This is a genomic window from Amycolatopsis sp. NPDC004747, from assembly GCF_053601335.1.
In genome coordinates this window covers 230,398-254,093 of record NZ_JBSGBQ010000010.1, presented here as the reverse complement: position 1 = coordinate 254,093, position 23,696 = coordinate 230,398, and the positions used below count along the sequence as shown (strand labels likewise).

The window sequence follows — 23,696 nt, the reverse complement described above, 5'->3', positions numbered from 1 at the left end:
CACAACCGAAGGAGGCGCCGATGATCAGCCCGTGGTTCCCGCTGTGCGTGGGCGCGGCTCTGGCGTGCTGGCCTGCAGCGCCGAACCGGCTCCAAGTCGCGATCGAGCCATCGGGAACCGTCCGGATCCCCGAAGCGTGGCGCGTCGTCCGCTGGCTGCTCCCGGCCGCCCTCGCCGGATTGCTCGCGGGTGCCGGAGGCGCGATCGCCGCCGCAGTGCTGACGCTGGCGTGGAACCAGGAGTGGCGAGCCCACCGCCGAGCCACCGCGGAGCTGGCGATGGCCGCCCACACCGCGACAGCGTTGCGGACGATGGTCACCGAGCTCCGATCCGGTGCCCACCCGGTCACGGCGGCGGAGGCCGCCGCGGACGTGGTCCCGGCCGTGGCGGCCGATCTCCGCCTGCTGGCGACGGCGGCCCGCCTCGACCTCGAGTTGCCTGCGCCGGCGCTGCCTCGGCTGGCCGCGGCCTGGACGTTGGGCAAGCGCTACGGCCTCCCGATGGCCGAAGTCCTCGACGCGGCCCGCCGCGACGCCGAAGCCGGCCTGGCGTTCGGCCGCCGGATGCGCGCCAAGCTGGCCGGGCCACGGGCGAGCGCGGCGGTCCTCACCGGGCTGCCGGTGCTCTGCGTGCTCCTCGGGCAGGCCATGGGCGCGGCCCCGCTGTCCGTGCTCACCGGCAGCCCGCCGGGCCAGGTGCTGCTGGTCGCCGGGTGCGTCCTGCTCTGGGCGGGCACGGCCTGGTGCCGGGCCCTGACCGGACGGGTGCGGATCCGGTGACAGCCATCGCGCTCCTGCTGCTCGCCGGGGCATTGCTGAGCTGGCCGGACGAGGCGATCACGCGGCGCCTGAGCCGCTTGACCGACGGCCCGAAGCCCCCTCGCAAGGGGCGTCGCGCCCTGCCTCACATCGCGGCGGCGGTGGGCGGGGTGTCGATGGCGGTGCTGGCCGGAGGGGCCGCCGGGGTGATGGCGGGCACGATCGTCACCGCCACCGGGTGGTGGGCGATCCACCGCACCCGCCGTCCGCGAGCACCGGGCGCGACCATCGCCGACAAGCTGCGGCTGGCGGGCACGCTCGATCTCCTCGCCGCCTGCCTGCGCGCCGGGCTGCCGGTTCCCTCGGCGCTGGAGGCCGTGGCGGGCACCGCGCCCGTGGCGGCGAGCACAGCGCTGAGCTCGGCGGCCGGGCTGCTCGCGCTCGGCTCCGGGCCGGACGAGGCCTGGGCGCCGGTGCGGGCCGTCCCCGGCCTCGGCGAGCTGGCGGCCGCGGCGGTCCGCACGTCCCGTTCGGGCGCGGCGTTCGCCACGGCGGCGGGCGACCTCGCCGGACGCTTCCGCGACGAGCTGGCCACGGAAGCCGAGGAACGCGCCGAGCGGGCCGGGGTGGCGCTCGCCCTGCCGGTCGGTCTGTGTTTCTTGCCCGCCTTCTTCTGCCTGGGCGTGCTCCCGGTCGTCCTCGGCCTCGCCGGACGGCTCGGCCCGCTCTTCTGACCACGAACCCCATCGAAGGGAAGCCCCATGCGCGCGTTCCGCCGCCGCCCCCGCTCGGACGCCGGTTCCACGACGGTCGAGTACGCCATCGTCACGGTCGCCGTCGCGGCCTTCGCCGCCGTCCTCTATTCCTTGCTCACCGGAGATTCGGTCGTCTCATGGCTGACGAACCTGGTCATGAAGGCGCTGTCGGTGCCGTCATGAGAGACAAGGACGACGGTTCGGTGACCGTCGAGGCAGCGCTCGGCCTGGCCGGCCTGACGGTGGTGACGGTCCTGCTGTTCGCGGGCCTCATGGTGCTGACGAGCCAGCTGCGCTGCACAGACGCGGCCCGCGAGGCGGCGCGCCTGCTGGCCAGAGGCCGCCCCGACGAGGCGGCGGCCGCGGTCCACCGGATCGCCCCACCGGACGCGAACCTGGCGTTCGAGCGAATCGGCGACACGATCACGGCAACGGTGACAGCCCACCCACCGGCCGGCCTCCTCCCGGCAATCCACCTGGACGCAACGGCCTACGCGGTCGCCGAGCCGGGCACGGAGGCGCCGGGTGCCCCGCGCTGAAGAGAAGGTGCAGGACACCGGAGCGGCCACGATCTGGACGGCAATGGCGGTGGCGGCCCTGACGGGCGTGGCAACGGTCGCGCTGTGGCTGGGAGCGACGGTGATCGCACGCCACCAGGCGGAGTCCGCGGCCGACCTGGGCGCGTTGGCCGCGGCTTCCCACGCGAGCGAAGGTCCAGTCCAGGCGTGCGAGCGCGCAAGATGGGTCACCGACCGCATGAGGGTGCGGCTGGTGACCTGCCGATGGCAACAGCTCGACGCCCTGGTGGAGGTCGAGGCCCCCACCCCGGCCTTCGCAGGCTTGCCGAAACCATCCGCCCGCGCCCGCGCAGGCCCGACGTCCAAGCCAAAGCCCCCAACAGCGGCAACGCCGGACGGCCTCGGCGGTACACCCATCCACCGGCGCTGAGAGGAAGGACGACAGCACCCAGGCCAAGCAGCGCAAACCACTCAGGCCAAGCAGCGCAAATCGGCGGCCTTGGCCCCGACCCCGCCCGCCGGGCGGCCGGGCGGGGTCGGGCGGCCCCAATGCCCCCACCAGCTCCCTCGGCCCACCTCTTCGCCCGGCCGGCCGGCGCGGTCCCCACCTTCGGGCCGCGCCGTAGAAGCAGGCCACCCGTCCGCGGCGCGCGACACCGCGCTGTCGCGCACTCGCGACACCCGGCGCCCGCGGATACCGGGCCGCGTTGTCGGGCGCCTGCGCATCCGCGTGCTCGCGATACTGAACTGTCGCGCACCCGCGACACCACGCCCCCAAGCGCACGACACCGCACTACCGGGCACCTGCGCCACACCGCACCGTCCGCGCGCCGCCACAACCACAACCGTCGCCGGTCCGCGACACCACACCCCCGGCGCGCCACCCGGCCTCAGCGCCACCCACCCCACGCCGCCCGGCGGACGCCGACCGGTCGGTATGGGGCGGTGACCGGCTGATCCGTCCGGCCCGGCGATGAGCGGCCGATTGTCACGGGCAGCGGTCGTTGGTGCACGGCGAGCGGTCGAATCGGCTGCCCACCTGGGCCGAAGCGGCGCGCTCACCCCGTCGAAGAGGCGTCCGGGACCCCGCGGATTCAGGGGTTTCCCGCGACGAACGGTCCGTGTGCGGTCGCCGTTCACCGTCCAGCCGTGCCGGGGGGTTCGGTCGGGCCGTATGGATCACTGGGCGTTCATCGCCTCGTAACCACCGGTTGTCGCGCGGGGGTTCCGGGCAATGTGCAACTTGCCGTTAAGTGAGATGTGCGACACCACGACAGGGTCTAGCGGGTCGCGGAGAACCGGAACTTGAAGGCAGGAAACACAATGTTGGACGCGAATTGGCCGGACAGCTGGCGCGGTGCCTTCCGCATCGAACTGCGGGCGGAGGCGATCGGGCTCGCTTGGCGCGGCTGGCCGGTGCTCCCGGGCGTCGACCCCGCTCCGCTCACCGAAGGCGACGACCTCACCTGGCGCCGTCCCGTTCCGGCCATTGACGACTGGCGTGAGCAGATCGGCACCCACGCCCACGAGGTCGCCACCTGGTTCTCCGACCGCACCCACAGCCTGCTCGTCGCCACCGGCACCGTGCTCGACGCCGTCGAGGTCGACGACGAACTCGGCAAGCGCGCCTGCCGCCTCCTCCGCGCCATCGGCCACCCCGCGCCCATCATCGCGCTGCCGAACGGCCGCTGGCTCTTCCTCACCACCGTCGCCGACCACGTGCCGGCCGAGCTGGCCACCCGGGCCTCCGTCCAGTGGCACGGCAAGGGCAGCTACATCCCGCTCCCGCCCTCGCCGTTCCAGCACGGTGTCGTGCACTGGCGCGTCAAGCCCGAGGTCTGCGGCTGGCAGCTGCCGGACGCCGCCGAGGTGCACGACGTTCTCGTGCGGGCCCTGGCCGGTGAGCACTCGCCGCAGCTGGTCCAGTCCAGCGCAGCCTGAAAGGCCTGAACCACCCGAACCACCGCCGCCGGCCGGTCCCAGCCCGGCCGAGGCGGAGCAGGACACAACTCCATGAACCACCAAGTGGCCGTTCTAGGTGCCGTGTTGACGCAACGCCCCGAGCACGGTTCCCAGCACAGCCACTGCCCCCGCCTTGTCCAGCGGCTCGTTGCCGTTCCCGCACTTCGGCGACTGGACGCAGGACGGGCATCCCGTCGGGCACTCGCAGGAGACGATCGCCTCCCGCGTTGCGGCCAGCCACGGGACAATCGCGGCATAACCGCGTTCGGCAAATCCCGCACCCCCGGGATGCCCGTCATGCACGAACACCGTCGCCTCCCCGGTGTCTTCGTGCCACGCGGTACTCACCCCGCCGATGTCCCACCGGTCGCACGTAGCGAACAGCGGTAGCAGGCCGATCGCCGCGTGCTCGGCGGCATGCAGGGCACCGGGGACCCGTGCCGGAACCAATCCGGCACCCCCCGGTGCCCTGCCACCCTCGTGAGCGGGCCCCCGACCGCTCGCCAGGGGTTCCTCCCCGGTCCCCACCGGCCCCGCAGATTCGGTCCCCACCCGATGGCCCCCGGTCCCCACCTCGCCATCGGCCGAAGTACGCGGACGACCGGCAGCAACCGCCGGCCCCAGCAGCGAAGACGACACTGTGTACCAGACGGCCCGCGTGCGCAGGCTCTGCTCGGGCAGGTCGAGCGGCGTGTGGTCGATGACCTCCCCGGACGGCCGCCGTCGCAGGTAGCCGACCACCTGCGACGTCACGGCCACCTCGCCGAGGCAGACGCTCACCCCGCCGTAGTCCTGCTTTTCCTGGGTGCTCAGCACCGAGATGTCCACGACTTCGCGCGGTGTCGTCGTCCAGTCCGGGTTCTCCGCGTGCACCAGCGCCAGCCCGGTTTCCAGATCCAGCTCGTCCACGACGTACGACGACCCCTGGTGCAGGTACACCGCGCCGGGGTGCACGGCGAAGCAGGCCGAACCCGGGTCGACCGTTCCGAGCATCCGGCCGGAGTCCGATTCGACCACCGCGATCTGCTCGCCGCCCGTGCCGCGGATGCCGACTTCGGCGTGCGGTCGCTCCCGCGAAGTCCAGTACCAGCCGCTCGACCGGCGCCGCACCAGCTTCTGCTCCGCCAGCTCGGCCAGCACCTCCTGCGCCGCCGCGCCGCCGAAGACCTCCAGCTCGGGCAGCGTCAGCGGCAGCTCGGCGACGGCGCAAGCGAGCTGCGGCGCCAGTACGTACGGGTTCGCGGGGTCGAGCACCGCCGTCTCGACCGGCCGCGAAAGCAACGCCGCCGGGTGGTGCACCAGGTAGGTGTCGAGCGGGTCATCCCGCGCGACGAACACCACCAGCGCCGAATCGCCGGACCGGCCCGCCCGGCCGGCCTGCTGCCAGAACGACGCGAGCGTGCCCGGGTAGCCGGCCAGCACCACCGCGTCCAGGCCCGCGATGTCGACGCCGAGCTCGAGCGCGTTCGTCGTCGCGACCCCCAGCAGCCGGCCCGACAACAGCGCGGCCTCCAGCGCGCGGCGCTCCTCCGGCAGGTAACCGGACCTATACGCCGCAACGGTTTCCGCCAACACAGGGTCCACTTCGGACAGAATGCGCCGCGTCCCCAGCGCCGCCAGCTCCGCACCGCGCCGCGACCGGATGAAGGCCAGCGAGCGTGCGCCTTCCAGCACCAGATCGGCGAGGATCCGGGACGTCTCCGCTCCGGCCGAACGCCGGACCGGCGCGCCGTTCTCCCCGGTCAGCTCCTCCAGCAGCGGCGGCTCCCACAACGCGACCGTCCGCGCGCCGCGCGGCGAAGCGTCCTCCGTCACGGCGACGCAAGACACGCCCGTCAACCGCGAAGCGAACGAAGCAGGCGAAGCCGTCGTCGCCGAAGCGAGCACGAAGACCGGCGAAGCGCCGTAGTGCTCCGCCACCCGCCGGAGCCGGCGAAGCAACAGGGCGACGTGCGAGCCGAAGACGCCGCGGTAGCTGTGGCACTCGTCGACGACCACGCAGGTGAGCCGCCGGAAGAACGTCGCCCACCGGCCGTGGGCCGAGAGGATCCCGCGGTGCAGCATGTCCGGGTTCGTGAACACCCAGTTCGCGTGCGCGCGCACCCAGTCGCGCTCCGCCATCGGTGTGTCGCCGTCGAACGCCGCCGCCCGGACGCCCGGCACGTCCAAAGAGGACACGGCACGCAGCTGGTCCGCGCCCAGCGCCTTCGTCGGTGACAGGTACAGCGCTGTGGCAACCGGGGCTTCGCCCCGGGCCGGGGGCTCCGCCGCCCGGGTCCCCCGAACCGAAGCTTTCGCCTTCTCGCCCGCGGCGAGCCGGGACAGCACCGGCAGCTGGTAGGCGAGCGACTTGCCCGAGGCCGTCCCGGTCGAAATCACGACGTGCCGGCCCTCGTACGCGTGCGAAGCAGCCTCCACCTGGTGCGCCCAGGGGGCGGAAATGCCGCAGTCACGCAGCGCAGCGACAACCGCCGGATCCGTCCACGACGGCCACTCTGCGTAGCGCGCGGCGCGGCCCGGCAGGTCCGCGACGTGCGTGACCGGGTGCTCGCGCGCCGGCACGCCGGCGGTCACCCGCCTCAGCAGCCGCTGCCCACGTGATTCGTCCACCCGCCGAGCTTGGCACAGGGGTACGACAGTTTCGGCATCCCAGCTGCGCCAACGGATCGGCGTTCGAGTGATCGATCAAGTGAGGAGGCTCACAAGGTAACGGAATGTACCGTGCCCGGGACGGCGTGAAGACGCTGGTTGCGATACCAATACACTCCCGCAATCCACACCCTCTGTGGTGAGCGTCATGTGAGACGTGCATTGCTGCCCGGCTAGCGTGTCGCTCGGTACAGGGTCCATGCCAGCGCCGGCCGTGTCGAACCCTCGGCTTGCCGTCGACGCTGGCGCACGGCGACGTCTCCTGGAGGACGAATGTCACGGCAGTTCCTCGCGGAGGGCGGGAATCTCTCGCTCACCGGAGGTGGCTACACGATTGTCGGTGTAGTCGCCGTGGTCGCGCTTGCCGCACTCGTCATCGGCTACGTCCTGCTCAAGGAGGTGCTGGCCGCAGGCCAGGGCACCGCCAAGATGCAGGACATCGCCAAGGCGGTGCAGGAAGGCGCGGCCGCGTACCTCAAGCGGCAGCGGAACACCCTCGCCATCTTCGGTGCGATCGTGTTCCTCTTGCTCTTCATCCTTCCCGCGGACGACTGGAACGAGAAGATCGGCCGTTCGATCTTCTTCCTGGTCGGCGCGGGTTTCTCGTTCGCGATCGGATACCTCGGCATGTGGCTGGCGACGCAGGCGAACCTGCGCGTCGCGGCCGCCTCGCGTGAGGAAGGCGGCCGCGAGAAGGCGATGCGCGTCGCGTTCCGCACCGGCGGCGTGGTCGGCATGATCACCGTCGGCCTCGGCCTGTTCGGTGCCGCGGTCGTCGTGCTGGTCTACACCGGGCAGGCCCCGAAGGTGCTCGAGGGCTTCGGGTTCGGCGCGGCGTTGATCGCGATGTTCATGCGTGTCGGCGGCGGTATCTTCACCAAGGCCGCCGACGTCGGCGCGGACCTGGTCGGCAAGGTCGAGCAGGGCATCCCCGAGGACGACCCCCGCAACGCCGCGACCATCGCGGACAACGTGGGCGACAACGTCGGTGACTGCGCCGGCATGGCCGCTGACCTCTTCGAGTCCTACGCCGTCATGCTGGTCGCCGCGCTGATCCTGGGCAGCACCGCCTTCGGCGTGCACGGCCTGATCTTCCCGCTGATCGTCCCGGCCATCGGTGTCATCACGGCCGTCATCGGTGTCTACATCACGAAGGCGCGCGCCGGCGAGGGCGGCCTGGTCACGATCAACCGCTCCTTCTACATCTCCGCGGTCATTTCCGCGGTGCTGTCGGCGATCGCGGCGTTCGTCTACCTGCCGAGCAGCTTCGCCGACTTCGGTGCGGGCTTCGAGGGCAGCGGCAACCCGGCGGTCATCGCGACCATCGCGGTGATCATCGGCATCGTGCTCGCCGCGGTCATCCTGAAGCTGACCGGCTACTACACCGGCACCGAGTACAAGCCGGTCAAGGACGTCGGCAAGACGTCGGAGACCGGCCCGGCGACGGTGATCCTGTCCGGCATCTCGGTCGGGTTCGAGTCCGCTGTGTACACCGCGCTCGTGATCGGCGCGGCCGTGTTCGGCGCCTACCTGCTGGGCGGCGGCATCGCGCTGTTCGCCGTGGCGCTGGCCGGCACCGGCCTGCTGACCACGGTCGGCGTCATCGTCGCGATGGACACCTTCGGCCCGGTTTCGGACAACGCGCAGGGCATCGCCGAGATGTCCGGTGACGTCGACGAGAAGGCCGCGCAGATCCTCACCGAGCTCGACGCGGTCGGCAACACCACCAAGGCGATCACCAAGGGCATCGCGATCGCCACGGCGGTCCTCGCGGCGACGGCGCTGTTCGGGTCCTACTCGGACGCGATCACGAAGACGCTGTCGGGCATGGGCACCGGCGTGGTCACCGGGCTCGACACGGCGAAGTCCTTCGTCAACCAGATCGTCAGCCCGAACACGCTGGTCGGCGTGATCATCGGTGCGGCCGTGGTGTTCCTCTTCTCCGGCCTCGCGGTGAACGCGGTCTCCCGCGCCGCCGGTGCGGTCGTCTTCGAGGTGCGCCGCCAGTTCCGCGACATCCCGGGGATCATGGAGGGCACCACCCGGCCCGAGTACGGCAAGGTCGTCGACATCGTCACGCGCGACTCGCTGCGCGAGCTGACGACGCCGGGTCTGCTGGCGGTCTTCGCCCCGATCGCGGTCGGCTTCGGCCTGGGCACCGGCGCGCTCGCCGGCTACCTGGCCGGCGCGATCGCCTGCGGCACCCTGATGGCGATCTTCCTCGCCAACTCCGGTGGCGCGTGGGACAACGCGAAGAAGCTGGTCGAGGACGGCAACCACGGTGGCAAGGGCTCGTCCTCGCACGAGGCCACCATCATCGGTGACACCGTTGGCGACCCGTTCAAGGACACCGCCGGCCCGGCGATCAACCCGCTGATCAAGGTGATGAACCTGGTCTCGGTGCTGATCGCGCCCGCCGTCGTGCAGTTCTCGATCGGTCCCGACGAGAACGCCGCCGTCCGCATCATCATCTCGCTCGTCGCGGTCGCCGTGATCGTGGCGGCGATCGTGGTGTCGAAGCGGCGGGGCACCGTCATTTCCGACACCCCGGCCGAAATCAAGGCCTGAGCTCCACGGTGATCCCGGGCCCGGTGCGCGGCGACGCGTGCCGGGCCCGGGCCTGCCCGTCCCAGAAAGGCCCGGCGACTTGCGAAGCACCACCGAGTCGGTACCGTCGGGCCTGCCGGGACGTCGTCGGGCAGGAGGTACGCCAGTGCGGCAGCGGTCGGCCGTGTTCGCCGCTCTGACCACGACGATCGCCATCGGCCTCGCCGGGTGCGGGCAGCCTTCCGAGGTGCCGGCGCCGCCGCGGGACCAGGACCTTCCGGCGACGACCGTGGCGCCCCGGGTCGATCCGGCGGCGAGCTGGGCTGGTGGCTACTGCGAAGCGGTGACGCACCTGGTCCGCGTGCTCGCGGCACTGCCCGCGGTCGATCCCAGCACCCCGCAGAAGGCGTCCCGGACGTCCAGTGACCTCCTTTCCTCCGTGGTCGGCGGGCTCGACCAGAGCTTGGCCGGGCTGAACGCGCTCGGTGCGCCGCCGATGCCGTCGGCGGACAGCGGGCGCAAGGACGTCATCGGGCAGTTCGCCGAAATCCGCACGGAAGCCGAGAACGCGCGCCGGCGCATCGAGGCGGCCCGGGGGAACTCCTCGGCGACGAAGGACGCCCTCGGCCAGGCCAAGGCGACGCTGGACCGCATCGACGCGCTCGACTACCTCAAGGGCCTCAAGGACGTTCCGGCGCTGGCCGCGGCGGAACAGCGCGCGCCGGCCTGCCGCCAGCTGGATCAGCCCGCCGGCTGAAGATCCCCGCGAGACCTGCCGCGAATCGAACTTGTGTTCTAGTATGGCGCGGTGGATCGGACGATCTCGCTCTTCTCCGCCGAGGCCAGCGGGCCGGGCCTGGGCGACCTGGCCGGCCTGTTGTGCTGCCACGGCCAGATCACCGGTTTCGGGCGCACGGCCGCCCGGCTGTCGGTGGTCGTCGAGGAGCCGTGGCGGGCCCACGTCCTGGCCGGTGAGTTCCGCTGCCGCGGTGCGGATGCCCAGGTCTCGAAGGCCGACTGCGGCCGTCCGCAGGTGCGCACGTCGTTCCGGGTCGATCTGCTGCCGCTGGCGCTGCGGTGGCTGCGTGAGGGCTGCGCGGGCCCGGTCGAGGACGACTCGGGCAAGGCGGTGCCGGAGGGGTTCCGGCTGAGCGGCGCGATGCTGCGGATGTGGGCGCTGGCCGGCGGCCGTCCGGGCACGCAGGGTTACCTGCTGGGCGTCGACCCGCTCGCCCCGGGCATGCACGAGCGGCTGGTCGAAGCGCTGACGCCGTTGGGTGTCGCGGCGAAGCTGACCGGTCCGAAGGCCGACACCCCGGCCGTCAAGGTCACCGGGAAACGCCGGTTGGAGGCGCTGCTGGAGCTGATCGGGGAGCCGCCGCCCGGCGCCGAAGCGGCGTGGCCGGGCGCGGAACCACAACCGCACCCGGAGGCCGCGACGAGCACGGCCTGACCGGGTGCGGCGGGAGCGTCAGGGGCGGGGCAGCGTGCAGCCGGCCTGGGTGAGCGCGATTTCGTTGGCCGCGGTGAGGCAGGCCGGGATGCCGTAGGTCTCCTGGCCGTAGTTCGTCTTGTAGTGCACGGTGACGTTGCCGGCCTGGTCGACCTCGCACGGGTTGTTGTCCGTGCAGCGTTCGCCGTCCTCGTTGCCGGTGTTGTTCACGCCGACGACCTTGCCCCCGGAGATGACCGGCGAGCCGGAGGTGCCGCCGATGGTCTGGCAGGCGGAGGTGTAGCGGATCGAGTCCTTCCAGGTCCAGCTGCCCTCCTTCAGCCGGTAGACGAAGCCGTCGATGTTGCAGGAGTAGACGCGCTTCCAGTAGCCCGAGACGACGTCGATCGCCGCACCGGCCGTGGGGTGGGCGTTCGACAGTTCCAGCGGCGAGATCCCGTAGCTCGCCTTGATCTGCGCGTAGGTGGTGGTGAGCTGGTAGAGCGACACGTCGGTGTCGGTCATCGTGCCGTAGACGATCTTCTTGGCCCGGAGCGTGGCCTTGTTGCTGCCGCTGGCGTCGAGCAGCGTGAACGTCCGGCTGGAGGTGCGGTTGGTGATCACCTGGCCCGGCGCCGGGAAGCCGGTTTCGAGGCAGTGGCCGTTGGACATCACGAGCGCGGGCGCGGTGTCGGGCGTCGCGGCCGGCTTGACCACCGATCCCGAGCAGTTGGACAGGGCCACGGTGCCGGCGAAGTTCGCGACGGCCGCGTTCGCCGGAGTGGCCCCCAGCAATACTGTGGCGGTCGCGGCGGTGAACAGGGCGCCGAGCAGGCGTCGGGTCATGGCGGATCCTTTCGGCTGGGCGGGGAAACCAGTGAAGCGGTGACGTCCCCGTGCCCACCACCGTCGAACGGAGGGTATCCGGACGGTCACGCGCTAGGCTGCGCGGGACGTGGCCGAAATCACTTGGCAGGTACGTTGGGGAAACATCGTCGAGGTCAGCGGCGATGCGCTGGGCACAGGACCGGCGGCGTGTTGGACCACCTCCGCGCCGTCCGGCCGGGAACAGCGTGCACACTGGCAGGTCGAGACACGGGCCCTGGCAGGGACGTGGTGCAGTCCCGCGGCGGCGGGACGAGATGAGCGGAGAGCAGGACAGCGTGGCAGGAGCACGGACCAAGAAGAACGGAGCCACGGCGGACAACGGCGCCGGGCACCGGCGGCTGGTCATCGTCGAGTCGCCGACGAAGGCCCGCAAGATCGCGCCCTACCTCGGCGGCGGTTACGTCGTCGAGTCCTCCGTCGGGCACATCCGCGACCTGCCGCGTGGTGCCGCCGACGTGCCCGCCCAGTACAAGGGCGAGGCGTGGGCGCGGCTCGGCGTCGACGTCGACAACGGCTTCAAGGCCCTCTACGTGGTCACCCCGGACAAGAAGTCCAAGGTCACCGAGCTCAAGGGCCTGCTGAAGGACGTCGACGAGCTCTACCTCGCCACGGACCCCGACCGCGAGGGCGAGGCCATCGCGTGGCACCTCCTCGAGACGCTGAAGCCGAAGGTCCCGGTCCGCCGGATGGTCTTCCACGAGGTCACCGAGCAGGCCATCCGCGCGGCCGCCGACTCGACCCGTGAGCTGGACGCCGACCTCGTCGACGCCCAGGAGACCCGCCGCATCCTCGACCGCCTCTACGGCTACGAGGTCTCGCCGGTGCTGTGGAAGAAGGTCATGCCGAAGCTTTCGGCGGGCCGCGTGCAGTCGGTGGCGACCCGGATCGTGGTCGAGCGCGAACGCGAGCGGATGCGCTTCACCTCGGCGTCGTACTGGGACATCTCGGCGACGATGGACGCCGGTGAAGAGGCGTCGCCGCGGAACTTCCCGGCGCGCCTGGTCGCCGTCGACGGCGCGCGCCTGGCGACGGGCCGTGACTTCGGCTCGGACGGGCAGCTCAAGGCGTCGAACACCGAGGTCCGCGTGCTCGCGGAGGCCGACGCGCGGCGGCTGGCCGAAGCGCTGAAGCAGCGTGACTTCAAGGTCTCGAGCGTCGAGGAGAAGCCGTACACGCGGAAGCCGTACGCGCCCTTCATGACGTCGACGCTGCAGCAGGAGGCCGGCCGCAAGATGCGGTTCACCTCCGAGCGCACCATGCGGATCGCGCAGAAGCTGTACGAGAACGGCTACATCACCTATATGCGTACCGACTCCACGACGCTGTCGGAGTCGGCGATCTCGGCCGCGCGCAGCCAGGCCACGCAGCTGTACGGCAAGGAGTACGTCTCGCCGACGCCGCGCCAGTACACGCGCAAGGTCAAGAACGCACAGGAGGCCCACGAGGCGATCCGCCCGTCGGGCGAGGTCTTCCGCACGCCGGGCCAGGTCGCGGGCGAGCTGGACACCGACGAGTTCCGGCTCTACGAGATGATCTGGCAGCGCACGATCGCGTCGCAGATGGCGGACGCCAAGGGCACCACGATGTCCGTGCGGATCGTCGGCAACGCGACCTCGGGCGAGGAGTGCACCTTCGCCGCTTCGGGCCGCACGATCACCTTCGCGGGCTTCCTCAAGGCGTACGTCGAGGCGGTCGACACCGAGACTGGTGGCGAGGCCGACGACAAGCAGAGCCGCCTGCCGGTGCTGGAGAAGGACCAGGCGCTGACCGCGACCGAGCTGAGCCCGGACGGGCACACGACGTCGCCGCCGGCCCGCTACTCCGAGCCGAGCCTGGTCAGCAAGCTGGAAGAGCTGGGCATCGGCCGCCCGTCGACGTATGCGTCGATCATCAAGACCATCCAGGACCGCGGGTACGTCTGGAAGAAGGGCTCCGCGCTCGTTCCGTCGTGGGTCGCGTTCGCCGTGATCGGCCTGATGGAACGCCACTTCGAGCGGCTGGTCGACTACGACTTCACCGCCGGCATGGAGGACGAGCTCGACCGCATCGCGGCCGGTGACGAGCAGCGCGCGCAGTGGCTGTCGAAGTTCTACTTCGGCGGCGACATGGGCGTCGACGGCTCGATCGGCCGCCTGGGCGGGCTGAAGAAGCTGGTCGAGGGCAGCGTCGAGGACATCGACGCGCGCGAGATCAACTCGATCCCGCTGTTCAGCGACGCCGACGGGCACACGGTCGTGGTCCGCGTCGGCCGCTACGGGCCGTACCTGGAGCGCGAGGTCAACGGCGAGTCGCAGCGCGCGAACCTGCCGGAGGACCTGCCGCCGGACGAGCTGACGCAGGAGATCGCGGAGAAGCTGTTCGCGACCCCGCAGGAGGGCCGCACGCTGGGCACCGACCCGGTGAGCGGGCACGACATCGTCGCGAAGGAAGGCCGCTTCGGGCCGTACGTGACCGAGGTGCTGCCGGAGATCGAGATCCCCGAGGACGCGACGGCCGCGCAGAAGAAGGCGCTGAAGGCGAAGGCGCCGAAGCCGCGCACGGGCTCGCTGTTCAAGTCGATGGACATCGAGACCATCACGCTGGACGACGCGCTGAAGCTGCTGTCGCTGCCGCGTGTGGTCGGCAAGGACCCGGAGTCCGGTGACGAGATCACGGCGCAGAACGGGCGCTACGGGCCGTACCTGAAGAAGGGCACGGACTCGCGTTCGCTCTCGACCGAGGACCAGCTCTTCTCGATCACCCTCGAAGAAGCGCTGAAGATCTACTCGGAGCCGAAGCAGCGTGGGCGCTCCGCCACGGCGAAGCCGCCGCTCAAGGAGCTCGGCGAGGACCCGGTTTCGAAGAAGCCGATGGTCGTCAAGGACGGCCGGTTCGGTCCGTACGTGACCGACGGTGAGTACAACGCGACGCTGCGAAAGGGCGACGAGATCGAGTCGCTGACCGCGGAACGGGCGTCTGAGCTGCTGGCGGAGAAGCGGGCCAAGGGGCCGGCGCCGAAGCGGAAGGCGCCGGCGCGCAAGCCGGCGGCGACCACGGCGAAGACGGTCAAGGCGGGCACGACGAAGAAGGCGACCACGGCCAAGCGGTCGAGCTCGACCGCCACGAAGGCCAAGTAAGCCGGCTCGAGGGCCTCCCGCAGGTGGGAGGCCCTCGGCGTCACACCTTCAGGTGACACCTCGAACGGATGTTCGGGAAATTGTCGGTGGTGCCGGGTTCCATGAACGCGTGACCACAACACCACGCACCGTGCACGCGGTGACCACGAAGATCCTGAAGCCCGTCCGCTCGCTGGCCGCCGGGAGTCCCACCGCTCTGGACCTGATGGAGTCGCTCAGCGGCTTCGTCGGTAGTGGCGGCGTATGCGGTGTGGCCGTCGCGATGTCCGGCGAACCGTGGACGTCGGCGTTCTTCGACGACCGGTCGGCGTTCGGTGTCGCCGGGGAAGGCTTGCGCCTGTCCGGGCCTTCGCCGGGCGGCGTCGCGGAGCTGCTGCGGCTGGCGTTGACGCGGCTGCCTCCCCTGGTGCCGGTGCCGGGCGAGGGGCTGTGCCTCGATGCCGACGAGCGTGGGGTGCTCGAGCCCGGGCAGGAGTGTCTCGTCCTCGAGCTGATGGCTGATCTGCGGCGGCCGCGGCACGGCACTGTGCAGTTCGACGTGGCCTGGGACGGCTCGCCCGCGCGGTGGGAGATGCTGGCGTTCGTCGACGACGACCGCGGCCGGCACCTGGCGGCCCTGAGCAGACCTCGGGGCGGCCACCGCCGGCTCTGGTGGCTGCCCGGGACCGTGGAGCGGCTCGCGGAGTTCGTCGAAGGGCGGGTGCCGGAGCATGCCTGAGCCGTTCGCCGACCGCTTAACGACCGATGTCACCCTCTCGAACATATGTGCGAGAAATTGTCGGTGCCAGGGTGTTCAATCGAGGGGTGAGCAACGCAGTCGCCGTCTTCGACGTCATCGACGAGGTCATCGCCCCGCTCTCGGCCGAGGTGCCGGAGCGGCCCTCGGTGATGGAGTTCTACGACCCCGAGTTCGAGATCCCGCCGGTGCTGGCGGACACCGGGCCGCTACCGGGCCGCCCCTGCTCGTCCGAGCTGAGCCTCGCGGACGAGGTGGAGCAGTACACGCGGTTCGTCGCCGGGATGGCGGCGATCGGCCTCGCGCCGGGTGGCGAGGTCACCGCGGAAGCCGTCGGACTGTACCGGGCGCTGCGCGGCGGCTTCATCCGCGGCGTGGTCACCGGGGTCTTCCCGGCGCGGGCCAAGCCGTGGGAGGTGCGGTTCTTCGGCGACGAGGACTACACCACGGTGCTGCACAAGCTGGGCAACCGCGCGCGGCTGCGGTCGGGCTTCCTCAGCGAGCTGCCGGGCTGGGTGTTCGACGGGCTGCCCGACCGGCCGCCGGGGCCGGGCGAGCACCTGCGGATCGAGACCGACGAGCGCGGGCTGATCCCGCGGCGGTGCGAGCGGGCGGTGGAGCTGATCCGGGAGTGCGCCGCCCGGCCGCGGCTGGGCACGGTGCTGGTCGACCTCGCGGTGCGCAACGCGATCCTGGCCGAGTACCCGCACGGCGCGTTCGGGCTGGTCGACAACGACCTCGGCCGGTACCAGTTCAGCGCGGCGGTGGCCCGGAGCGGGCGCTGGACGGTCACCTGGGGTCCGGCGTCGCGCAGCACGGCCGAGCAGTGGATCGTCGAGGCGGTGCAGAGCCATGCCTGAGCGGGTGGAGGTGCGGAAGACGGCCGGTGAGGGAGTCGACAGGGTGGTCGAGGCGGCCCCGCGTGACCTGACGGTCCGGGAGGCGATCCTCGCGGCGGCCGAGCTCAACAGCGGCGTCCCGGAGCAGCGGCAGGCGGCCACGCCACCGGCGGGCCCGGGAGAGAGGCGGCGACATGGCTGAGCGCACGGCGGCGCGGGAGCTGCTCGAGCTGGCGGCCGGCCCGGTGCTGACGGCGATGCCGGACCGCGAGCCGGTCGACAGGCTGTACAACCCGGACGTCAGCGACGACGACATCCTGGTCCACGGCCCGGTGTCGGACGACCCGGCGGACCTGGTGGCCGAGGTCGAGCGGCACGTGGCGTGGGCGGCTTGGATCGACGGCACACCGTTCGGCGAGAACGGCGAGCTGAACGAGATCGGCTTCGAGGTGGTCTCCCTGATGCTGCGCGGTTCGGTACGGGCGGCGCTGTGCGGCGTGTTCGACGAAGGCCCGGAGACGGCGGACATCCGCTGCTACGCGGACGGCGAGCGAGCGTTCATGATGGGCTCGCTCCCGGGCCGCACGGCGATCCACCTGGCCGACTTCGAAGAGCTGCCGGAGATGCTGGTGGCGGAGCTCCCGGAGGTCCCGTTCGGCGCACCGGCCCGGGCAATCTGGGTCTCGGTGGACGACGACGGCCTGGTCCACGACGGCCAGGACGACGACGTGGGGGCAATGCGAGAGCTTCTGGCCCGCCCAAGATCCGGAACGGCGGTCCTGGACATGCTGGCGTTCGGAGGCTTGTGCGCAGAGTTCCCCGACCACGGCTTCGTCCTGATCGACACGGACCTGGGCCGCTTCGCCTTGGCGGCCTTGGACCGAGGAGAGGGCCGCCGCCAGCTGGTCTTGAGCCCCTTCAGCCGCGGCATGCTCCGCGACTGGTGCCGCAAGATGATCGACCTCGGACAGGAGGAGACGCCCTGACCGGAGGGGCTCACGGATAGATCGGGAGGGGAGGGGGAGGGGCGGGGGCGGGGGCGGGGGCGGGGGGCGAGGGGATGATCGCTCGGAGCTCGGCGCCCGAAACCCCCGAACCCGGCGTGCCAGGCAGGCGCGCGCGGCTGGCCTCCGGGTTTATGCCTGTAGGAAGCCGGGAGCCGGGAGCCGGGAGCCTCGCCGCCGGCAACCCCGCAGCCGGGATGGCTGCCGCCCGCTGCCATACCGCCCCCGCAGCCCCGCAGCCCCGCAGCCCCGCCGCCCCCGCAGCCCCGCGGCCCGCGTCAGCCAGACTGGTCCAGCCCCGCCTAGTCCGCCCGCGATCCCACACCCGCAATCTGGCCACCAAAGGCCACCCACTGGCCAACCACCCCCAGCAGCGACTGTGACCCGTTTCACTACGATCTGTCACCAACGGCGGTCGACCCGGCCACCGGCGGACTGGACACTGCAGGGGGTTCGGGCACAGGCTTGCGCTGAGTGACCGACCATCCACTGGAGACAGAGCCATTGGGCGGATGCGTTATCCGCCTGCGTCGCTACCCTGGAAAGGCGAGGACATTCAGTAGTGAGGTGGTCACCATGAGCGCGAACGGTGAGGCTCCCTTCTTCAATGCCCCCGAGCTCACTCAGCGCGACGGCACTCTGTCCGAAGCACCCGGCGAGATGTTCGCGGATCCGGTCTCCGGGCTGGTCACCGCGTCGCCCGAGCCGCGCACCGCGGTGGCGAATGGCCACGAGCCCGCCGCCATCCCGGTGGCCGGGCCGGTGAAGCCCGACGAAGAAGTCGTGCGCCGGATGGTCGAGGAGACGCTCCGCGAGGAACAGGAGGCCGGCGTCAAGGCGCCGGAAGCCGTTCCGCCGGCCGGCACCCTGAACCAGGGCCAGCCGCTGGGCCTGCTTCCCCGGCAGCGGAACCGGCGGCGCACCTGGCCGACCAGGCCGCCGCAGATCATGCGGCCCGTTCGGCAGGATCCGCTGGTCGACGACGAGGCCGAGGACGTCGAACTCGTGCCCGTCAAGCGGCGCAGGCTGCCGAAGATGCCTTCGGTGTCCATGCCGGCGTTCAACCGGCCGTCGTCGAGTGCGGCAGGGGTCATGCTGGCCGTCGTCCTGCTGATCGTGTTCGGTTTCGTCGCCATCGAGATGGTGTCGAGCCTGGTCAGCAGCGTCACCGGGCTGTTCGACTAGCGTTCCCCCGCCGGTCGCCGCCTGCCCCGCACCACGGGGCCGTCCCGCGCGCCAGGGGCCGATCGGGCTACCCTGGCTTCACGGTCGGGTCCCGCCCGAGGGCGTCCGGCACCGCGGTGACTAGTGGGGTGGGCGTATCAGCGAGGGCGTGCGTTCGGTACCCGAGGCCGGCCCGGGTGCGTCGTCGGGTGCCGAGGCGTCCACGATCAACCGGGTCCGGCGGGTACTGGCGATCAAACCTTTCCGGCGGCTCTGGGGCGTCACGTACCTGTGCAGCGTGGCCGACTGGCTGAACATCCTGGCCCTCACCGGCCTGGCCACGAAGCTGACGGACAACTACTTCGCGCAGAACTTCGCCTTCGTCGGCGTCGTCCTGACCGGTCTGGCCCCGGGGCTGCTGTTCGCCCCGGTCGGCGGGCTGCTCGCGGACCGGTTCGACCGCCGCAAGGTCATGGTCGTCGCGGACCTGCTGCGGTGCGGGTTCCTGCTGTCCATCGCCATCGTCAGCGCGCCCTGGTGGCTGCTGGCCGGCAACTTCCTCGTCGGCTGCGCGTCGAGCATGTGGATCCCCTCGAAAGAGGCGGCGGTCCCCAACCTGCTCCGCCGTCCCGACCAGGTCGAGACGGCCAACCAGCTCGGCATGGTGATGACCTACGGCCTCGCCGTCATCACCGCGGCCGGCGTGAACGCGGTCATCACCGGCGTCAACACGACGTTCCACCTGTTCGCCGGCGACCCGAGCCTCAACATCGCGAAGCTGGTCGTCATCATCACCGGCCTGCTCTACCTGGCCAGCGCGATCCTCATCGCCACCCGGATCCCCGAGCTTTCGCTGCGCAACGTTCACGCGCTGCCGGAGCAGAAGGTCAAGGCGGCCGACGAGGAGAAGCTCGGCATCGGCGCGATGATCGCCGATGGCTTCAGGTTCATCCGCAGCACGCCGCTCGTGCGCGGGCTGCTGGTGGGCGCGTTCGGCGCGTTCGTCGCCGGCGGCGCCGTGATCGGCTCGGCCAAGCCGTACTCCTCCAGCCTGGGGGCCGGTGACTCCGCGTTCAGCCTGCTCGTCCTCGCCGTCTTCCTCGGCCTCGCCACCGGCATGGTCTTCGCGCCCAAGCTCGCCCGCCGGCTCCCGCACGACCGGCTGTTCGGCCTCTCGATCGTCGCGGCCGCGATCTCGCTCGGCTTCGTGGCGCTGTCCCCGCACCTGACCGTCTCGCTGATCGCCGTGGTGCTGGTCGGCATCTGCGCCGGCACCGCCTTCCTCACCGGCGTGACGATCATCGGCTCGCGCGTCGAGGACGCCATCCGCGGCCGGATCAATGCGATCTACCAGCTGATGATGAAGCTGGTGCTGTTCGGCACCACAGTCACCGTGCCGCTGCTGGTCGGTCTGGTGGACCAGCGCAAGATCACCGTTTGGGGCAGCCCGCTCACCATCGACGGCACACGCCCGGTGATGCTCGGCGGCGCCGCGATCGCGCTGGTCGCGGGCCTGTTCGCCTACCGGCAGATGGACGACAAGCGCACCGAGCCGATCCTCGCCGACCTGCGCAACGCGCTGCGCCGCACGCCGCGGCGCGTCAACGGCTTCCTCATCGCCGTCGAGGGCACCACCGCGATCAACACCGCCGTCCAGGCCGTCAACCTCGCCGACTGGATGCGGGGCGGCACCCGGCCGGTCGTCGTCGCCGCCGACCCGGCGCTCGATGACAAGCGGCTCACCGCGCTCGTCTCCGGCGCCTCGCTCACCGGCGCGCGGGCCCAGGCGCTGGCCGCCGCCGCGGTGCGGGCCGACATCGTCGAGCGGCACGTCCAGCCGGCGCTCGACGCCGGTTCGGTGGTCGTCATGGAGCGGTTCGTCGACTCGCCGCTGGCGCACCTGTCGGCCGTCGCCGGGCTCGACAGCGACGAGCTGGAAGGCCTCGCCGACTGGGCGACCGGGCGCCTGCGCCCGGACCTGACCATCCTGCTCGACGCCGCTCCGAACGGTGCCCCGCGCGACAGGTCGGCCGCGATGAACGACCAGTGGCGCGTCCAGCACCTGCTCTCCGAGATGGCCGCGGCGGACCCGGACCGGTACCTCGTGATCGACGCCGACGGCACGGACGCCGAGGTCGCCGAGCGCATCCGCACCGCGCTGCGCGCCGTGTTCGTCGGCCGCCTGGCCGCGCTGGCGCCGACGACGGAGAAGCCGGTGACGCTCCCGCTGGACACGTTGCCCATCGAGACCCCGGAAGAGCCTCGCGTGGAGGCGAAGTGACGACGACCGAACGCATCGGCGTCTGGAACCAGCTGGTCGGCCAGGAACCCGCGGTCGAAACGCTGAGTGCGGCCGCCTCGGCCGCGGCCAAGATCATCGCCGGCGAACCGGCCCCACCTGGCGCGATGACGCACGCCTGGCTGCTCACCGGCCCGCCCGGCTCCGGCCGCTCGGTGGCCGCCCGGACGTTCGCCGCAGCGCTGCAGTGCAGCACCGGCACCGGCTGCGACGCCTGTCCCGGCTGCCACACGACGATGGCGGGCACGCACGCCGACGTCCGCCTCGTGGTGCCGGAAGGCCTGTCGATCTCGGTCGCCGAGATGCGCGCGCTGGTGCAGGCCGCCGCGCGCCGCCCGACGACCGGCAACTGGCAGGTCGTCATCATCGAGGACGCCGACAGGCTCACCGAAGGCGCGTCGAACGCGCTGCTGAAGGCCGTCGAGGAGCCGCCGGACCGCACGGTTTTCCTGCTGTGCGCGCCCTCGGACCACCCCGAGGACGTCTCGGTGACGATCCGCTCGCGCTGCCGCCTGGTGACGCTGCGGACCCCGCCGCCGGAGGCGATCGCGGACGTGCTGATGCGGCGCGACCACGTCGACGCCGAACGTGCGCAGTGGGCCGCCTCCGTGTGCGGCGGCCACGTCGGCCGCGCGCGCCGGCTCGCCACCGACGAGGCCGCGCGGCAGCGCCGCGCCACCGTGCTGCGGATCCCGCTCGGCCTCCGCCGGGCCAGCGACGTCTTCACGTGCGCCGACCAGCTGATCAGCGCGGCCGAGGCGGACGCGGGCGAGGCCAGCAAGGCCCGCGACGAAGACGAGCGCAACGAGCTGCGGACGGCGATGGGCGGCGACGGCGTCGGCAAGGGCGTCGCCGGCGCCAAGCGAGCAGCCGAAGCCGCGGTCAAGCAGCTCGAGAAGAAACAGAAGTCCCGCGCGACCCGCACCCAGCGCGACACGCTCGACCTCGCGCTGGTCGATCTCGTCGGGTTCTACCGCGACGTCCTGGTGATGGGGACCCGCTCCGGCGCGACGCTCAACCACCCGGACCACGTCGACCAGATCCGCGAAGCGGCTTCGTCGTGGACGCCCGAGTCGACGCTTCGGCGTCTCGAAGCGGTGCTGGAATGCCGCGAGGCGATCGAGCTGAACGTGAAGCCGCGCATCGCCGTCGAGGCGATGGTCACCACGCTGCGCCAAGGCTGAACCGCCGAAACGCAAAGGAACCCGCCAGGCGCGCCTGGCGGGTTCCTTCATACCCCTCGGGTCACTCGCGCGGACGCGGCGAGGGCTTGAACGGCTTCTCTTCGACGGCCACGGCCAGCGGACGCCGGCGTCCGCCCGGCATCGCGGCCACCATGACCACGCCGAGCAGCAGCATCGCGGTGCCGGTCCAGAACAGCGGGACGGTGTCGTACGCGCCACCGGTGTAGGCCAGGTTCTTCACCGGCCCCTTCGGCGCCTCACCACCCGCGGGCGGCGGGGTCGGCTTGGTCCCGCAGACGACACCGCCGGTCGGCGCGTACGCCCGGGCGATCTGCTCGCCGAGCGACAGCTGGGCCAGCGAGGACGGCAGGTTCTTCGCCTGGTCGTCCGGCAGCAGGCTCTTGAGCCTGGTCGTCGGCAGCAGCTGCAGGTCGAACATCCGCGCCGACGCGCCCAGCTGGTAGCCGGCGAACGGCGTGGTCATGTTCGCCGACTTCTGGTCGAGCCCGGCGATGCTCAGCCGCAGTACACCGAGGTCGAGCACGGTGCCCGCGGTGGTCCCGACCTGCTGCACCTGCCCGGCGGCGGTGGCGAGCAGGCCGCCGACGACCGGGATGTCCTTGACCGCGCCGAACTGGTCGCTCAGCGGCTTCAGCGGCAGCCCGATCGGGATGTCCTTGGTGGGGTGCGCCGCGTCGAGCGTGTACAGCACCTTGCCGCCGGCCTCGATGCTCAGCACCGGCGCGGTGTACTCGACCTTGGACGTCTTCGCGTCACCGGTCGAGGTCACCTTGAGGGTCGGCTGGCTGACGACCTTGACGCTCAGCGCCAGCGGCGTCCCCTTGAGGATCTCGATGTCCGCGGCCTGCAGCGTCGAGGTCGACTGCACGGCCTTGTTGTCCGAGCCCGGGATGTCGACCAGCTTCACCTGCGACCGCGACGACAGCGTGTTCGGCAGGCTCAGCAGCGAGCCGTTGCCGTCCGCGGTGGTCTGGCCGCCGCCCTGCAGCAGGCCGCCGAGGCTCTGCAGGCCCTTGGCCAGGTCGAAGCCGCTCGCCAGCGAGTTCGGGTCGAGCTTCGGCTTCAGCGCATCCAGCCCGAGGTTCGGCATCGAGGGAACGACGTTCAGCAGCGACAGGCTGGCCACCGACGTGCTGGCGTCGGCGATGGTGTCGACGCACGGGCCGAGCGTGTCGCTCCACCGCGCGTGCGCGCTCCCGTTGAGCAGGCCGACGTTGAGCAGCGGGTTCGACGGCGCGTTGAGGCCACCGCTGACCGGCTGCGGGTTGTCCGGCAACGCGGTCTGCACAACACTGCCCGGCGTCTGCGGCGCGTTCCCGCCCACGGACAACCCGAACGGCGACGCTTGAGCGATGGACTTCTCGTAGCTGAGGTAGGCGTCCGAGTTGGCCGACGCACTGGACAGCCCCATCCCGGCCTCGAGCGCGGACTGCTTCGGCAGCGTCTGCCCGAACCCGGGCAGAATGGTGCTGGTCGGCACGGCGTTGGGCAGCAGCCGGATGATCCCCAGAGCGGTCCCGGCATCCCCCACGGCCTGCCCCAGCGGCTGCGGCCCGATCGGCGCGGAGATCGGCGCCTGCCCCGGATGCGCCGGCTGCGGAATCGGCGTCGTCGGATAGGTGGTGTCGGCCGTCGCAGGCGCCGCGCTGAGCAGGAGCAACGCAGCAGCCGCCGGCAGCGCCGCCGAGCGGGGCAGTCTTCGCCGCATGTGCCAGAGCCTCCAAGTGAGTCGACCGGGGAGTGAGACCGGCGTCATAGGGCCCTAACGACGGTGCCCCGGGAAAGTGACGCGCACAGCTTCCGCTACACTTGCTATCGTCGCCA

Annotated in this window: 20 protein-coding genes; 17 read left to right on the top strand and 3 right to left on the bottom strand. The window is 71.5% G+C overall.

Annotation, left to right across the window (positions count from 1 at the left end):
- Window positions 1-20 precede the first annotated feature (20 nt).
- From ACWEGE_RS18625 to ACWEGE_RS18600, 6 genes are all read left to right on the top strand, one after another.
- On the top strand, window positions 21-779 hold the full coding sequence (locus ACWEGE_RS18625; RefSeq protein WP_449661685.1) for a type II secretion system F family protein: 759 nt from the start codon (window positions 21-23) through the stop codon (window positions 777-779).
- Complete coding sequence (locus ACWEGE_RS18620; RefSeq protein ID WP_449661684.1) at window positions 776-1,492, top strand: type II secretion system F family protein; 717 nt, start codon at window positions 776-778, stop codon at window positions 1,490-1,492. Before ACWEGE_RS18625 ends, ACWEGE_RS18620 begins: the two co-directional genes overlap by 4 nt.
- Before the next feature lie 27 nt (window positions 1,493-1,519).
- A complete protein-coding gene (locus ACWEGE_RS18615) occupies window positions 1,520-1,696 on the top strand; it encodes a DUF4244 domain-containing protein (protein ID WP_449661683.1) in 177 nt (58 codons plus the stop codon).
- 20 nt (window positions 1,697-1,716) lie between these two features.
- A complete protein-coding gene (locus ACWEGE_RS18610) occupies window positions 1,717-2,052 on the top strand; it encodes a TadE family type IV pilus minor pilin (protein WP_449661756.1) in 336 nt (111 codons plus the stop codon).
- Window positions 2,039-2,461, top strand: coding sequence for an Rv3654c family TadE-like protein (locus ACWEGE_RS18605; RefSeq protein WP_449661682.1), 423 nt, complete (start codon window positions 2,039-2,041; stop codon window positions 2,459-2,461). Before ACWEGE_RS18610 ends, ACWEGE_RS18605 begins: the two co-directional genes overlap by 14 nt.
- Window positions 2,462-3,354: 893 nt before the next feature.
- Window positions 3,355-3,972 carry a bifunctional DNA primase/polymerase gene (locus tag ACWEGE_RS18600; protein ID WP_449661681.1) on the top strand — a complete coding sequence of 206 codons (618 nt, stop codon included), beginning with the start codon at window positions 3,355-3,357 and terminating at the stop codon, window positions 3,970-3,972.
- A gap of 93 nt (window positions 3,973-4,065) precedes the next feature.
- On the opposite strand, the gene ACWEGE_RS18595 is transcribed toward ACWEGE_RS18600, so the two are convergent.
- The gene (locus ACWEGE_RS18595; RefSeq protein WP_449661755.1) at window positions 4,066-6,567 is read right to left on the bottom strand and encodes a DEAD/DEAH box helicase; all 2,502 of its coding nucleotides are present in this window, start codon (window positions 6,565-6,567) and stop codon (window positions 4,066-4,068) included.
- Between the two features lie 348 nt (window positions 6,568-6,915).
- Between ACWEGE_RS18595 and ACWEGE_RS18590 the strand changes: the two genes are divergently transcribed.
- The 3 genes from ACWEGE_RS18590 to ACWEGE_RS18580 all read left to right on the top strand — a co-directional run bounded on the left by ACWEGE_RS18590 (window position 6,916) and on the right by ACWEGE_RS18580 (window position 10,642).
- Window positions 6,916-9,210, top strand: a complete 2,295-nt coding sequence (locus ACWEGE_RS18590; protein WP_449661680.1) for a sodium-translocating pyrophosphatase — start codon at window positions 6,916-6,918, stop codon at window positions 9,208-9,210.
- A 145-nt stretch (window positions 9,211-9,355) separates the two neighbouring features.
- Window positions 9,356-9,946 (top strand): hypothetical protein, encoded by a 591-nt coding sequence (locus tag ACWEGE_RS18585; protein WP_449661679.1) that lies wholly within the window; start codon window positions 9,356-9,358, stop codon window positions 9,944-9,946.
- 51 nt (window positions 9,947-9,997) lie between these two features.
- Window positions 9,998-10,642 carry a hypothetical protein gene (locus ACWEGE_RS18580; RefSeq protein WP_449661678.1) on the top strand — a complete coding sequence of 215 codons (645 nt, stop codon included), beginning with the start codon at window positions 9,998-10,000 and terminating at the stop codon, window positions 10,640-10,642.
- Window positions 10,643-10,660: 18 nt separating this feature from the next.
- Here ACWEGE_RS18580 and ACWEGE_RS18575 read toward each other — a convergent pair whose 3' ends face one another.
- Window positions 10,661-11,467, bottom strand: a complete 807-nt coding sequence (locus ACWEGE_RS18575) for a S1 family peptidase (RefSeq protein WP_449661677.1) — start codon at window positions 11,465-11,467, stop codon at window positions 10,661-10,663.
- A gap of 296 nt (window positions 11,468-11,763) precedes the next feature.
- On the opposite strand from ACWEGE_RS18575, the gene topA reads away from it, so the two are divergent.
- From topA to ACWEGE_RS18535, 8 genes are all read left to right on the top strand, one after another.
- Window positions 11,764-14,625: a type I DNA topoisomerase gene (topA, locus tag ACWEGE_RS18570; RefSeq protein WP_449661676.1), complete on the top strand. Its 2,862-nt coding sequence runs from the start codon at window positions 11,764-11,766 to the stop codon at window positions 14,623-14,625.
- A gap of 109 nt (window positions 14,626-14,734) precedes the next feature.
- Entirely contained in the window at window positions 14,735-15,343 is a 609-nt protein-coding gene (locus ACWEGE_RS18565) for a hypothetical protein (RefSeq protein WP_449661675.1), read from the top strand.
- Window positions 15,344-15,429: 86 nt separating this feature from the next.
- Entirely contained in the window at window positions 15,430-16,221 is a 792-nt protein-coding gene (locus tag ACWEGE_RS18560; RefSeq protein ID WP_354909998.1) for an ESX secretion-associated protein EspG, read from the top strand.
- Window positions 16,214-16,402: a hypothetical protein gene (locus tag ACWEGE_RS18555; protein ID WP_449661674.1), complete on the top strand. Its 189-nt coding sequence runs from the start codon at window positions 16,214-16,216 to the stop codon at window positions 16,400-16,402. Before ACWEGE_RS18560 ends, ACWEGE_RS18555 begins: the two co-directional genes overlap by 8 nt.
- Window positions 16,395-17,186 carry a hypothetical protein gene (locus ACWEGE_RS18550; protein WP_449661673.1) on the top strand — a complete coding sequence of 264 codons (792 nt, stop codon included), beginning with the start codon at window positions 16,395-16,397 and terminating at the stop codon, window positions 17,184-17,186. Before ACWEGE_RS18555 ends, ACWEGE_RS18550 begins: the two co-directional genes overlap by 8 nt.
- 594 nt (window positions 17,187-17,780) lie before the next feature.
- A complete protein-coding gene (locus ACWEGE_RS18545) occupies window positions 17,781-18,389 on the top strand; it encodes a hypothetical protein (RefSeq protein WP_449661672.1) in 609 nt (202 codons plus the stop codon).
- A gap of 148 nt (window positions 18,390-18,537) precedes the next feature.
- Complete coding sequence (locus tag ACWEGE_RS18540; RefSeq protein WP_449661671.1) at window positions 18,538-20,649, top strand: bifunctional MFS transporter/dTMP kinase; 2,112 nt, start codon at window positions 18,538-18,540, stop codon at window positions 20,647-20,649.
- Window positions 20,646-21,851 carry a DNA polymerase III subunit delta' gene (locus ACWEGE_RS18535; protein ID WP_449661670.1) on the top strand — a complete coding sequence of 402 codons (1,206 nt, stop codon included), beginning with the start codon at window positions 20,646-20,648 and terminating at the stop codon, window positions 21,849-21,851. Before ACWEGE_RS18540 ends, ACWEGE_RS18535 begins: the two co-directional genes overlap by 4 nt.
- A gap of 61 nt (window positions 21,852-21,912) precedes the next feature.
- Here ACWEGE_RS18535 and ACWEGE_RS18530 read toward each other — a convergent pair whose 3' ends face one another.
- Window positions 21,913-23,580, bottom strand: coding sequence for a hypothetical protein (locus tag ACWEGE_RS18530; RefSeq protein ID WP_449661669.1), 1,668 nt, complete (start codon window positions 23,578-23,580; stop codon window positions 21,913-21,915).
- Window positions 23,581-23,696 lie beyond the last annotated feature (116 nt).

Coding starts and splice junctions, on each gene's coding strand:
- ACWEGE_RS18555 (WP_449661674.1), top strand. CDS start 16,214: ATGCCTGAGCGGGTGGAGGTGCGGAAGACGGCCGGTGAGGGAGTCGAC.
- ACWEGE_RS18550 (WP_449661673.1), top strand. CDS start 16,395: ATGGCTGAGCGCACGGCGGCGCGGGAGCTGCTCGAGCTGGCGGCCGGC.
- topA (WP_449661676.1), top strand. CDS start 11,764: ATGAGCGGAGAGCAGGACAGCGTGGCAGGAGCACGGACCAAGAAGAAC.
- ACWEGE_RS18575 (WP_449661677.1), bottom strand. CDS start 11,467: ATGACCCGACGCCTGCTCGGCGCCCTGTTCACCGCCGCGACCGCCACA.
- ACWEGE_RS18615 (WP_449661683.1), top strand. CDS start 1,520: ATGCGCGCGTTCCGCCGCCGCCCCCGCTCGGACGCCGGTTCCACGACG.
- ACWEGE_RS18600 (WP_449661681.1), top strand. CDS start 3,355: ATGTTGGACGCGAATTGGCCGGACAGCTGGCGCGGTGCCTTCCGCATC.
- ACWEGE_RS18530 (WP_449661669.1), bottom strand. CDS start 23,580: ATGCGGCGAAGACTGCCCCGCTCGGCGGCGCTGCCGGCGGCTGCTGCG.
- ACWEGE_RS18590 (WP_449661680.1), top strand. CDS start 6,916: ATGTCACGGCAGTTCCTCGCGGAGGGCGGGAATCTCTCGCTCACCGGA.
- ACWEGE_RS18625 (WP_449661685.1), top strand. CDS start 21: ATGATCAGCCCGTGGTTCCCGCTGTGCGTGGGCGCGGCTCTGGCGTGC.
- ACWEGE_RS18545 (WP_449661672.1), top strand. CDS start 17,781: ATGAGCGCGAACGGTGAGGCTCCCTTCTTCAATGCCCCCGAGCTCACT.